Genomic DNA, 12,915 nt, shown 5'->3' with positions numbered 1-12,915 from the left:
CTTAGCATCAGTGCAAAGCTTATTTACTGCTGCGGGAAGCAGAGCTCATAAAAGTTGCACCGCTTACAGGCGAAGGTGTTGGTCGTTTTTTTGAAATATTCGAGTGGAAGAGGCTTGTTGGCTTCCTTATCCTCGAGAAAGCCTGCCATACGTTCCACGCTCTGGACGAGCAGGTCTCTGACTTCCCGGAGGGTGGAGTGATCAAGCTTGTGTTCGACACTTTTACCTTCGAGCAGATATTCATTCCGCACGACGATGTCCTCGAGCGATGCTTCCGGGTAGTAGTCAAGGACATACTGCGCATACAAAGCCAGCTGGTACGGATCCTCCTCTGTCTGCAGGCCGGTTTTCCAGTCCACGATGACCCATTTATTGTTTTCTTCGTCTTTATAAAGAAAGTCGAGCACGGCAAACACCTTGGTGTTTTCAAGGTTCATCGTGCGGAGTTCCTCTGATTCGAGATAATACGTCGGCCGTTCCGAAGTAAGCTCCGAAACGGTATCACAGGTCAGAATATGTTCCACTACGGCCTCAAGCCGGTCCTGGATCTTTTTAATTTTCTCTGCGGGCAGCTTGTTCTCTTCGCCGTAGTAAATTTCATGGAGCATGGTCGTATGTTTCGGTTTTTTGCGCCACTGTTCCACGTTTTGCGTAGAATCGATAAAGCCTGCATTCAGACGGGTTCGGATCGTTTCTTTCAGCGTATCCTTTGTCGGGAGATCGCTATCATTTAAATATTTTTTCAGCGTTTCCTCTACTAGATCGTGCACAATAGACCCAAACAGCATTTCAAGATTGGTCAAATTTTTCAACCGGTAGACGTGGCGCGGAAAAGGGTCTGCGTTCCGCAGCCAGCCGTTGTGTGAGGAGTAGTACTGGTGGGCATACTGCCGCTCGCATTGAAGCAGCGTTTTATGTCTCGACAGTGACCAGGAAAACTCCGGATAGTCCCGTATAGTAAACAGGAGAAATCACTCCTTCGATTTGTCTTTACCTTGCTTCTGATACCATTTTAACGGTGACGGCGGGCAAAGTCGATGAAACGAAACTTATCCGAACGGTGTCTGGACTCAGTGTATTGAAATAATTCTGCATTATCGAGATACACATAGTTTCGGACAACTGCAATACTCGAATCCGGGTAAAGGTCAAGAAGCTGCTTATCTTCTTCCGTCGGCTTTTCAATAGTAATTTCTTTGCGCGCAAAGCTGATTACAAGCTTCAGTTTATTCTCCACGTAGTCATAAATGGAATCAGCACAAATGTCTTCGGTGAGACCGGGCACCCAGCGCTCAAGCAGGTAGTCGATGTCGAGCACAATGTTTTCGCCGTCCATTTTCCGCTGCCGTTTTACTTCCCAGACCTGTTCCGTTTCCTGGACCTCGAGCGCATGCTGAAGGGCTGGGGGCACAGGAGAGAGGATTAAGGAATGCACATGGGTTTTACTGTTGCTGCCGGTCTGCTCCGCGAGCTCTTTGAAGCTGACGAGCCCGGAAACGGGAAAATCAAACCGGCCGGTTTCAAGCACGACGGAGCCTTTACCCTGAATTTTTTGAATGTATCCGTGTTCGGAGAGAAGATTCAGCGCTTTGCGGATGGTTTCCCGTGACGTTTCGTACATAGAAGTGAGCTCATGCTCCGAAGGAAGCAGAGCATGAGGCTGAAACTGCTCATTGCGGATACCGCGCGCTATTTCTTCATAGATGTCTAAATATTTTCTTTTTGTACTCATGCTCGTTACACCCCAGGGAGCTGTTTTTGGTAATGCAGAACGATTGTTTCGTACGGCTGCAGGCTGTCAGCTTCCAGAGAAAAGCTTTCCCGGCTGTAGTTGGTGACAAAGACATTGCCTGCGTCTTCTTTCCGCGGAAGATCCAGACTGCCGGCTTTAATTATATCAGACGAGAAATTACTTATGATGAGTAAGGCTTCATCTTCGTCCTCGCGTGTGTAGGCGAAAAGAGAAGGATGGTCCGGGAGATAAAGCTGATAATCTCCAGTTGTCAGGATTTTATAATCCTTGCGAAGCTGAATTAATTGTTTGTAAAAATGATACACAGATGCCGGATCGCTTACCGCTTCTTTGGCATTAATAGACGTATGATTTTCCGGAACCGGCAGCCATGGCTCGGCTTCACTGAAGCCGGCATTTTTCGAACTGTCCCACTGCATCGGTGTACGGGCGTTGTCCCGGGAGCGGGCCTGAATGACAGCGAATGCTTCCTCCGGACTTTTTCCCTGCTTTTGCATAATATCATAATAATTGATGGTTTCCACGTCACGGTAGTCATTGATGGAGCTGTAGGAAGGGTTCGTCATGCCGAGCTCTTCACCCTGATAAATATAAGGAGTGCCGCGCATGCAGTGCATGGTTGCTGCAAGCATCTTCGCTGATTCTGCGCGGTACTTACCGTCATCGGCATATCTGCTTACAATGCGGGGCTGGTCATGGTTGCACCAGAACAGCGCGTTCCAGCCGCCGCCTTCATACATACCGCTCTGCCAGTCTGATAGCGTTTCTTTTAGCTGCACAAAATCGAATTCAGGCAGGGTCCATTTTTCTCCTCCGGGGTAATCTGCTTTTAGATGATGAAAATTAAAGGTCATGCTCAGTTCTTCCCGGTCCGGGCGGGTATATTTAATGCAGTGGTCGATCGTCGTGGAGGACATTTCCCCTACTGTCATAGCTCCGTGCGGGCCAAATACGTTTTGATTCATTTCATGCATCCACTCGTGCACTCTCGGCCCGTCAGTATAAAACCGGCGGCCGTCGCTGATATCGTCATTTGGAAACCGCTGGTCCTTTGAAATTAAATTGATAACATCGAGCCGGAACCCATCGATGCCCTTATCAAACCAGTAATGCATCATGTCGTACAGCTGTCGGCGCAGTTCTTCGTTTTCCCAGTTTAAATCCGCCTGGCTCACATCAAATAGATGCAGGTAGTACTGGTTTGTTGGTTTGTGCCACTGCCAGGCGGAGCCCCCGAATTTAGACACCCAGTTATTTGGTTCAGCGCCGTTCACGGGATCCCTCCAGATATAGTAGTCGCGGTAAGGACTGGAGACATCTGACGAAGCAGCCTGAAACCAGGCATGATCGGTGGAGGTATGATTAATAACGATATCCATAATAATTTTCATACCCCTTGCATGGGCCTCCGTCAGCAGACGTTCGAAGTCCTCCATCGTTCCGTAGACATCATAAATATTATAATAATCGCTGATATCGTATCCGTTATCCTTTTGAGGAGAAGGGTACACAGGATTGAGCCACAAAACATCGATTCCGAGATCCTGCAGGTAATCAAGCTTTTCGATAATACCGGGAATATCGCCGACTCCGTTGCCGGTCGTATCCTTAAAGCTTTTAGGGTAAATCTGATAAATAACTGCACGTTTCCACCACGGTTCCATTGTGATCATCCTTTCGCATATATGCTGTATGGAGCAAAGGCGCCTGCTGACAATCCCAGCAGACGCCTGTAATTCATTGGTTAAAGTTCTACTTTACGAATACGCCCATAGAGATAGGTTAATACAATCGGGAGGATAATGACAATCAGCATTCCGATAAAGAATGCTCCCCAGTCCGGTGGACGGATAGAAAAGATGCCGGGGATACCGCCGACGCCGACAGCAAAGGCCAGCACGTTATTAATACTGATAAACGTTGCTGCGATGGCAGAGCTGATGAGCGCACAGAAGAACGGGAACCGGTACTGCAGGTTTACCCCGAATAATGCCGGCTCGGTAACACCAAGATAAGCAGAAAGACCGGCTGAACCAGCGAGCCCACGCATGTTCTGATCTCTCCAGGCTAAAATCATTATGCCGACTGCAGCAGAGCCCTGAGCAATGTTGGAAAGAGCGAGAATCGGCCATAAAAAGGTGCCATCGGTCGAAGCGGTAAGCTGCAGATCCACCGCCAGGAATGTATGGTGGAGTCCGGTAATAACGAGCGGTGCATAAAGGAGGCCATAAAGCAGGCCGCCGAGCCATGCATATTGATCGAATGTCCAAAGGAAGAAGTCGGTAATTGCGTTCCCGAGGCCAAAGGTAACCGGTCCGATAATAATAAAGGTGAAGAACCCGGTAACAAGCAGAGCAATCGGTGCAACCAGCAGCACCTGAATGGAATCTGCAATACGTTTACGGAGGAAAATTTCAATCTGCGCTAAAACATAGGAGGCTACAAGCACTGGAAGCACCTGCCCCTGATAGCCGACCTGCTCAACGTTCCATCCGAATAGATCCCAGGTTGGCACTTCGTTATTTGCACTTGCATCGCCGTAAGCATATGCGCTTAAAAGCTGCGGGTGCACAAAAATCAGCCCAAGCACAATGCCGAGGAGGGGGCTGCCGCCAAACCGTCTGACCGCCGACCACCCTATGAGAACAGGCAGAAAGTTAAATGAAGCGTTTGCAATGATGAAAATAATTTCAGAAAAACTGGTCCACTGTGGATATACTTCTATTACAGCGCCGTCGAAAAATATGCCGGGGCCGGTTAACAGGTTGTTTAAACCAAGCAGGAGGCCTGCTGTGATAATGGCAGGAAGAATCGGAATAAAAATGTCAGCGAGCAGACGGATAAACCGTTGAAACCCATTCTGCTTTTTAGTGGATTTCTGCTTTTCGCTGGTATCGCTTTCAGAATCTTCCTCACCTGCACGCCCACCGGTTTCTTCGGAACGACCCGTGACGCTCATTAACTCTTTATAAACCTTGTCCACAGTGCCCTGGCCGATTACAACCTGGTACTGGCCGCCGGAAGCAAAAGCTCCCCGGACAAGATCGAGGCTGGTAAGCTTTTCTTTGTCTACTTTTTCTTCATCGTATAAAACAAATCGCAGCCTTGTCACGCAGTGGGTGACTGTTTCTATGTTTTCGTTGCCTCCCACGGCTTCTACAATCGTCTCCACGGCTTCCTTTGTAATTTTCGCCATTATGGTTCCTCCTTAAATGAATGCATTTGAAAACGATACCAATTTATAAATTTACTTTAACTTGTATATACAAATTAGTCAATATAATTATCAATGGCGAAAAAGGTTTTTATTAAACGAAAAATAGGAATACTAATACAAAATCCTTTAATGGAGCGTGAAAGCATGGAACAACTGATAACAATTGATCAAGCAGAGACATTGTATGGAACGCTCACCGTCCCGGAGAACAAACACGAAAAGGCTCCTGGCGTGCTGATAATTGGGGGAAGCGGGCCTGTAGACCGCGACGGGAACGCCCCTGGAATGAAATTAAACATTTATAACCAGCTGGCCTCCTGGCTTGAAAAACAAGGCATAGCGTCACTGCGTTATGATAAGAGAGGTACAGGGAGCAGTGAAGGGGATTTTCTTGAAACTGGGCTGCAGGATTTAATTGAGGATGCTTCTGCTGCCGTACGTCTTTTAAAAATGGTCCCGGAAATTGACGAAGAGAAAATTTTCATTCTCGGTCACAGCGAAGGCGGGGCGATTGCTCCTAAGGTGGCGGAAAAGGAAAAGGTGCATGGGCTGATGGCACTCGCATCGTCGCCTAAGCCGCTGTTTGATATTTTACTTGAACAGGGAGAATCGGTGGAAAGGGAAATAAGCGAGGGCAAAGGAATCTTTTACCGTGCACTGAAAACGGGGAAAGTGAACAAGCGGATGATCAAAAAGCAGCATAAAGTGCTTAAGGAGCTGCTTGATGAAGAAGCATCAAAAAAATACAAAAATGTGAATGTAAAATGGTTTCAGGAGCACGCTGACTACGACCCGAGGGAAGCCTTTCACCGCATGCGCATTCCTCTGATCGCCGTAAATGGAGGCAAAGATGCCCAGGTGAAGGCAGAGGATGTCAGTGCAATTGCCCAGCATACGAGCGGGCCGGTTGAGGCTTATGTAGTCGAGGAGATGAACCACATTCTCAGGCATCAGCCCGAAGAGTTCTCGATCATGAAAACGAAGCGCAGGTACTTAAAGCAGCAGAATGACAACCTGTCCCATGAACTGCTGGACCACCTGCATCCCTGGCTGCAAAAACAGATACAGTAGTAAGCATTGGAAAAATTAATGTCGGATATAAAAAATCGCCCACAGGTTTTTATGCCTGTGGGCGATTTTTCCAGGCTGTTTATAAAGTGATTATTTCTGAAGAAGTATGCAATTAGTTGCTTCCGCCTTCGAAGGGTCGCTTTCCGGAGGGAACTCTCTCCGCTAACCTGCCCTTCTTACAAGGAAAGCATGGCTGCGCTCATGCTTCCTACTGCTTCCCAAACGATCTTATTGGGAAGCAGTAGGAATCGTTCTATCTCCTCCCGGAGTCGCCCCTTCTACAGCTCCGGCGTCTTATAACATAGGGAAACGCTTATTTACGAAACATAAGAGCACGAAAGGTTTTCCAATAAAAAAGTTTATTTTTTATGCAGTGTCCGGCAGTGACGCCGGTGGGATCGAAGCGCAGTATCTCAGGGCCAGTCCAATGACTTTCTGGACAGGCCCTGAGAGCATGAGGAAACCCAGGCCCAAGTCTGCTGTACCTATACAGCAGGCATGGGAAGCAGCTGAAGACGAGCATGCAAGCTTCCGCCGGTAAACGAAGGAGAAAATACAAGGAATAGAATAAATATGCTTATTTACTTAATCAACACTCTGAATTCTTATAAGCATGAAATTGATTCTATGAAGTAGCTGATTCATTTATCTGTTATAATAGCACTGCTTGTGTAAGCGCTTTAATTTTTTAAGGGAATGAGGAATAGTGATGGAAAAAGTTGTAGTAACAGGTGGAAACGGCCTGCTCGGCACATGGGTGTTAAAAGAATTTGTATCTCATGGTTATCAAGTACTGAATGCGGACGTGAAAAAGCCGGAGGAAAATATCTGTGATACGGTAATCGTAGATCTGACCGATCTCGGGGAAGTATACGGGGCGCTTCAAGGTGCTGACGCAGTGGTGCATCTTGCAGCAATTCCAGTCGCCTATTCGCATCCAAATGAAGTAACGTTCCGCAACAATACCTTGGCCACCTATAACGTGCTGGAAGCAGCAGCAGGACTCGGGATAAAAAATGCGGTTCTGGCTTCCAGTGAATCTTCTTACGGCATATGCTTTGCGAAAGAACGATTTGATCCGCAATATGTGCCTATTGACGAGGCGCATCCGCAGCTTCCGGAGGATTCTTATGGTCTTTCTAAGATAGTGAATGAAGAAACAGCCAAAATGATGCACCGCCGCACTGGCATGCAGGTAGTGAGTTTCCGTCTCGGAAACGTGATTGCTCCTACTATGTATCAGAATTTCCCTTCCTTTATCCACGATGCTTCCCAGCGGGACCGTATTCTTTGGAGTTACATTGATACAAGAGATGCTGCTGCAGCATGCCGCCTGGCGGTAGAGAAGCAGGGACTTGGTGCAGTTGAGCTGAATCTTGCCGGTGACGACACAAGTATGGATATTCCCAGCCGTGATTTAATGAAAGCAGAATTTCCAAACGTGCCGATCAAAGAAAATCTCGGCGAATTTGAAAGTTTACTGAACAGCGATAAAGCAAAAGAACTGCTGGGCTGGAAGCCGGTTCATTTTTGGCGCGACAACGTGAAAATTAAGTGAAACACACATATCACGCTGTATAATTACAAATCAGGCTGTTGATAAAGTCGCCATTAGGCGGCTTTTTTCTTGATTTCTTCCGAAATCTTTGAAGAAAATTGCACACAACCGGGCAAAAACTGAAGCAGCATAAGACTCTTTGCATGCATAAATACCGAAGATAAGAAAAAATATCCATATTTTACATAAAAAGAACCAGAAGACTATGTTGGAGATGCTTCTGGTGATAATAGTTAATCAACATTCTGAAAAAATCGCCCACAGGCATAAAAACCTGAGGACGATTTTTGTTTATTACATGGAGGCTTTCTGCAGACTGTTGATCATTGCCAACGATTTACCGGTACCGATCGCGACAGCTTCAAGAGGGGAAGAGGCAAGGTGAACCGGTACTACAATCTGGCGGCTCAGCCAGTCCTGAAGGTCGTTCAAAAGCGCGCCCCCACCGGTGAGAACAATTCCCTGATCGACGATGTCGCCGCTCAGTTCAGGCGGACACTGCTCGAGAGTAACACGAATAGTTTCCAGAATCTGATCGAGAGTTTCTGTGATAGCCCGGTGAATTTCCGGTGACTCCAGGGTGATGGTTTTCGGCAGCCCGTTTACAAGATCTCTGCCCCGGATTTCCATCGTACGGACTTCACCGTCGGGGATAGCGGAGCCGATCTCCATTTTGATATTTTCAGCGGTACGTTCGCCGATCAGCATATTATATTCCTTGCGGACGTGCTGGGTAATGCTCTCATCCATATGGTCTCCGCCTCGGCGGATCGCCCGGGAGGAAACAATGCCGCCGTAGGAAATAATGCCAACCTCTGTCGTGCCTCCGCCAATATCGACGATGACGTTCGCCTTAGGCTCGTCTACAGGCAGCTCTGCGCCGAGCGCTGCTGCAATTGGTTCTTCGATTAAGGAGACAGATTTAGCTCCGCAGCCAAGTACTGCATCACGGATGGCCCGGCGTTCTACGGAAGTGGAATCGCACGGCGTACATACGACGACCTTTGGCTTGCGGAGAGTGAAGCCTGATTCTTTTTGAATTTTCTTCATTATGTGGGAAAGCATGGCAGAAGTGATGTCATAATCTGCAATAACGCCTTCTTTCATTGGACGGGTGGCGATGATATTGGCCGGAGTTTTTCCAACCATTTCCTTTGCTTCTGTACCTACAGCGTAGACTTCTTTTGTATCGATATGAAGGGCTACAACGGAAGGCTCGTTAAGAATAATGCCTTTTTCTTTCGTGTAAACGAGAATATTAGCAGTTCCTAAATCAATACCTATTTCTGTTAATGCCATTTTATTTACTCACCTTTTCCGGGTTATTAGTCTCTAGTATTTAATTGTAGAGGAGTGGGGGTACTTAAATAAGGGCCTAAGGTCACGTAAAATATGAGTAATTACCCATTTTTACAAAAAATGCAGCTGGATTAATAAATTAAGTCCACTACTTCATCAATGGAAATAGCTCCAAAATACGTATACAGATCAAACTGGGATAATGTTTTATAAATGGCATCGCGTTCATACTTCGTACCCTGAAGTGCTTCCTGGAGATCCTCTACGTTTCCGGTACCAAAAAAGTCCCCGTATATTTTCGTTTCCTGAATCACGCCTTTTTTGACGTTGAAGCGGATGTCGAGCATGCCGGCATCGAATTTTTTGCTGCGGTGAATATCAAAAGCTGGGGATTTGCCGTAGTTCCAGTCCCAGTTGCTGTAACGATCATTAGATATTTTATGAATTTCCTTCCAGTCTTCATCGGTAAGGCGGTACTGCTCGATCTCCTCGTCGCTCCCAAAAATATACCGCAGAATGAGCTGTTTGAAGGCTTCTACAGACAATGGTTCATCCAAAAATTCATTGATATTTCCGACACGGCTCCGAATGGACTTAATTCCTTTCGAGCGGATTTTCTCGTCTTTTACATTCAGCGCAGCTACGACATTTTCAATTTCCGAATCAAGCATCAGGGTGCCGTGGCTGAACATTCTTCCTTTTGTGGCAAACTGGGCGTTGCCGGAAATTTTTTTTCCGTTAGCCTGTAAATCATTGCGCCCGGACATTTCGGCCGGAACCCCGATGTTATTTAGAGCGTTGACGATTGGCTGTGTGAATTTTTGGAAATTTTGAAAGCTGTTGCCGTCATCCTTTGTTAAAAAACTGAAATTTAAATTGCCTAAATCATGATACACTGCACCGCCGCCGGAAAGGCGCCGTACCACCTGGATGTTGTGCTTTTCCACACAATCAGTGTTGATTTCTTCAATGGTGTTTTGATTTTTCCCGATTATAATAGAAGGATTATTTACATAAAAAAGCAAATACATTTCATCCTTCTCGAGATCCATGTTTTTTAAAGCAAATTCTTCGATGGCTAAATTGATTCTCGGGTCATTTATACCTTCGTTATCGATAAATTTCATTTGTAGCCTCCTAAAAATTGTGCGTTGAACCAATGTTGAGTTTGAAAGAAAGATCCTTTTATATTATGCCATAAATACTGATGTGAAAGCTAATGCTGACAGGAAAAAGAAAATCGGAAAGTATTCCCGCGGAAATAATCCCTAGTTAAACGATTTGTATTGTTGACTTTGCAAAATGTACCCACTAAAATATACTATAAGCTATTAAACCTGATAAACTTACTAAGGATTTCAAGGCCTTTAAAATAAGATTTTCATTTTTTATGGAAACAGGTACAATATTAAAGGGAAAGGGATGGAAGCGCATGATAGTATACGATTCCCTGCAGACAAATGAACTGGAGCAAGTGAATAACGAAGTGCTGGAAGGACAAAGTGCGCTTGAAGTTATCCGCTGGGCCTACGGCGAATACGGCGATGATTTAGTGTATGCATGCAGTTTTGGAGCTGAAGGAATTGTATTGATTGATTTAATCAGCCAGGTGAAACCAGATGCAACCATTGCTTTTCTTGACACCCAGTTTCATTTTAAAGAAACGTATGATGTAATTGATGCAGTTCGTGAAAAGTATCCGGAGTTAAACATTAAAATGCTGAAGCCGGAACTGTCTCCTAAACAGCAGGCAGCCCAGGAAGGCGAAAGACTCTGGGAAACAGATCCGGACCGCTGCTGCGGTATTCGGAAGCTGCAGCCACTCGAAAATGAATTAAGCCAATACGGCGCCTGGATGTCCGGCCTGCGCAGATCGCAGTCGCTGACCCGCCGCAACACGCAGTTTGTAAACGAGGATAAACGGTTTGAATCGATTAAAATCTGTCCTTTGATCCACTGGACGTGGGATGATATCTGGGCCTATATCGAAGACAACAGCCTTCCTTACAATGAGCTGCATGAGCAGAACTATCCAAGTATCGGCTGTGTACAGTGCACGGCGAAAGTGCTCGAGGGCGACGATCTCCGCAGCGGCCGGTGGACAGGAAGCGGAAAAACAGAATGCGGCCTGCACCGCTGATGAATTAAGATGAAGAAGGGACGATGATCATGGCTTTAAGTACTCCACACGGTGGAAAATTAGTAAATCGTAAGGATTTAACCAAAGACGTTTCATCCATTCAAAAACAAATTGAGCTTGATGAGGTAGCTTTATCCGACCTCGAGCTGCTCTCCAACGGCGCGTTCAGCCCGCTCGAAGGCTTCATGAGCGAAGAGGACTACAACTCAGTGGTTTCTTCGATGCGCCTTTCGAATGGCACGGTCTGGAGCATTCCGATTACCCTGCCGGTCACAAAGGAAAAAGCAGAGGAATTGAAAGCAGGAGAGGAAGCACGCCTGGTTTTTGACGGAGAAACGTACGGTACGATTGAACTTGAAGGATTCTATGCTCCGGATAAGAAGCGGGAAGCAAGAGAAGTATACCGCACCGAAGAAGAAGCCCACCCCGGCGTAAAGAAAATGTATGATCGTCCGGATACGTATGCTTCCGGCAAAATTACGCTGGTAAAAGAAATCAGCCATGAGCAGTTTGAAAACTATTATCTGGATCCGGAAGAAACACGCAGTGCCTTTGAAAGCCGTGGCTGGAATACGGTGGTAGGCTTTCAAACGAGAAATCCTGTCCACCGGGCACACGAATATATTCAGAAGGCAGCACTTGAAACCGTGGACGGCCTGTTTTTAAACCCGCTTGTCGGGGCAACAAAATCAGATGATATTCCTGCCGATGTGCGCATGGAAAGCTATGAGACCATCCTCGACGAATACTATCCTGAAAACCGGACATTTTTAGCCGTATTTCCTGCCGCTATGCGTTATGCAGGACCGAGAGAAGCAATATTTCATGCCATGGTACGTAAAAATTACGGCTGCACCCACTTTATTGTCGGCCGTGACCATGCGGGTGTCGGTGACTATTACGGAACGTATGATGCCCAGGAAATTTTCTCCGAGTTTACGTTTGAAGAACTTGGCATTCAGCTGCGCTTCTTTGAGCATTCCTTTTACTGCCTGAAATGTGAAAACATGGCGACAGCGAAAACGTGCCCACACGACAAAGCTGACCATGTCATTCTTTCCGGTACGAAAGTGCGTGCCATGCTGACCAATGGCGAAATGCCTCCAAAAGAGTTCAGCCGTCCGGAGGTCGTGGAAGTATTGATTCGCGGCATGCAGAGCCAGACTTCCAATTCATAAACGACAGGAGGAAAACGATGGGGTCTAAATCCACAGATATCGTCTGGCACGACGCCTCGGTATCCAAAGAAGAACGTCAGGAAAAAAATAAGCATCAAAGCTTTGTGCTCTGGTTTACCGGTCTTTCCGGGTCCGGTAAATCCACGCTTGCAAACGCCGTCTCCCGGAAGCTTTTTGAACGCGGGAGCCATACTTATGTGCTTGATGGAGACAATGTACGTCACGGTCTGAATAAGGATCTTGGCTTTTCCCCGGAGGACCGGACAGAAAACATCCGACGCATCGGAGAAGTGGCAAAGCTGTTCGTTGACAGCGGGCAGATTGTCAGCACCGCTTTTATTTCCCCGTACCGGGAGGACCGCCACCAGGTGCGTGAACTGCTCCCGGATGGAGAATTTATCGAAGTATATGTAGAGGCGAGCCTCGAAGCTTGTGAAGAACGGGACCCAAAGGGCTTGTATAAAAAAGCGCGCTCCGGAGAAATCCCTTCCTTTACCGGGATCAACGCGCCCTATGAAGAACCGGAAAACCCGGAGCTTACGGTAAATACCGAACAAAAATCCATTGAAGAATCCGCCCAGGAAGTAGTGGACGCTTTAGTGAACTGGAATTATATCGAAGAACAATAAAGCAAGATACGTAGAGGACGCGGGCTGTTAAGCCGTGTCCTTTTTTACCATTTGATAGAGGGAAAGGAGG

The 12,915-nt window shown here is 46.7% G+C and carries 11 protein-coding genes; 5 read left to right on the top strand and 6 right to left on the bottom strand.

Annotated features, from left to right (window positions below):
- Nucleotides 1–23: 23 nt before the first annotated feature.
- From SIC45_RS11150 to treP, 4 genes are all read right to left on the bottom strand, one after another.
- Nucleotides 24–908, bottom strand: coding sequence for a PD-(D/E)XK nuclease family protein (locus tag SIC45_RS11150; protein ID WP_413645946.1), 885 nt, complete (start codon nt 906–908; stop codon nt 24–26).
- 104 nt (nt 909–1,012) lie between these two features.
- Nucleotides 1,013–1,732 carry a trehalose operon repressor gene (treR, locus tag SIC45_RS11145; RefSeq protein WP_298788207.1) on the bottom strand — a complete coding sequence of 240 codons (720 nt, stop codon included), beginning with the start codon at nt 1,730–1,732 and terminating at the stop codon, nt 1,013–1,015.
- 5 nt (nt 1,733–1,737) lie between these two features.
- A complete protein-coding gene (gene treC, locus SIC45_RS11140; protein WP_413645694.1) occupies nt 1,738–3,426 on the bottom strand; it encodes an alpha,alpha-phosphotrehalase in 1,689 nt (562 codons plus the stop codon).
- Nucleotides 3,427–3,497: 71 nt separating this feature from the next.
- The gene (gene treP, locus SIC45_RS11135; RefSeq protein ID WP_298788204.1) at nt 3,498–4,949 is read right to left on the bottom strand and encodes a PTS system trehalose-specific EIIBC component; all 1,452 of its coding nucleotides are present in this window, start codon (nt 4,947–4,949) and stop codon (nt 3,498–3,500) included.
- A gap of 165 nt (nt 4,950–5,114) precedes the next feature.
- Between treP and SIC45_RS11130 the strand changes: the two genes are divergently transcribed.
- Together SIC45_RS11130 and SIC45_RS11125 are read left to right on the top strand one after the other, a co-directional pair.
- Nucleotides 5,115–6,041 (top strand): alpha/beta hydrolase family protein, encoded by a 927-nt coding sequence (locus SIC45_RS11130; protein ID WP_298789137.1) that lies wholly within the window; start codon nt 5,115–5,117, stop codon nt 6,039–6,041.
- 709 nt (nt 6,042–6,750) lie between these two features.
- Nucleotides 6,751–7,599, top strand: coding sequence for an NAD(P)-dependent oxidoreductase (locus tag SIC45_RS11125; RefSeq protein WP_319632185.1), 849 nt, complete (start codon nt 6,751–6,753; stop codon nt 7,597–7,599).
- A gap of 294 nt (nt 7,600–7,893) precedes the next feature.
- On the opposite strand, the gene mreBH is transcribed toward SIC45_RS11125, so the two are convergent.
- Together mreBH and SIC45_RS11115 are read right to left on the bottom strand one after the other, a co-directional pair.
- Nucleotides 7,894–8,898, bottom strand: coding sequence for a rod-share determining protein MreBH (gene mreBH / locus SIC45_RS11120; protein WP_298789134.1), 1,005 nt, complete (start codon nt 8,896–8,898; stop codon nt 7,894–7,896).
- A 131-nt stretch (nt 8,899–9,029) separates the two neighbouring features.
- The gene (locus SIC45_RS11115; RefSeq protein WP_319632184.1) at nt 9,030–10,025 is read right to left on the bottom strand and encodes a lipoate--protein ligase; all 996 of its coding nucleotides are present in this window, start codon (nt 10,023–10,025) and stop codon (nt 9,030–9,032) included.
- Between the two features lie 305 nt (nt 10,026–10,330).
- Between SIC45_RS11115 and SIC45_RS11110 the strand changes: the two genes are divergently transcribed.
- From SIC45_RS11110 to cysC, 3 genes are read left to right on the top strand one after another with little or no spacing between them, the layout of a single operon-like run.
- Nucleotides 10,331–11,038: a phosphoadenylyl-sulfate reductase gene (locus SIC45_RS11110; RefSeq protein ID WP_298789132.1), complete on the top strand. Its 708-nt coding sequence runs from the start codon at nt 10,331–10,333 to the stop codon at nt 11,036–11,038.
- Between the two features lie 29 nt (nt 11,039–11,067).
- Nucleotides 11,068–12,216, top strand: coding sequence for a sulfate adenylyltransferase (sat, locus tag SIC45_RS11105; RefSeq protein WP_319632183.1), 1,149 nt, complete (start codon nt 11,068–11,070; stop codon nt 12,214–12,216).
- 17 nt (nt 12,217–12,233) lie between these two features.
- Nucleotides 12,234–12,845 carry an adenylyl-sulfate kinase gene (gene cysC / locus SIC45_RS11100; protein WP_298789130.1) on the top strand — a complete coding sequence of 204 codons (612 nt, stop codon included), beginning with the start codon at nt 12,234–12,236 and terminating at the stop codon, nt 12,843–12,845.
- The last annotated feature ends 70 nt before the right edge of the window (nt 12,846–12,915 follow it).

The organism is Marinococcus sp. PL1-022 (assembly GCF_033845285.1).
Classification (GTDB): Bacteria; Bacillota; Bacilli; order Bacillales; family Marinococcaceae; genus Marinococcus.
Note: the sequence above shows the minus strand (reverse complement) of the source record. Positions and strands in the feature narration are given on the sequence as shown.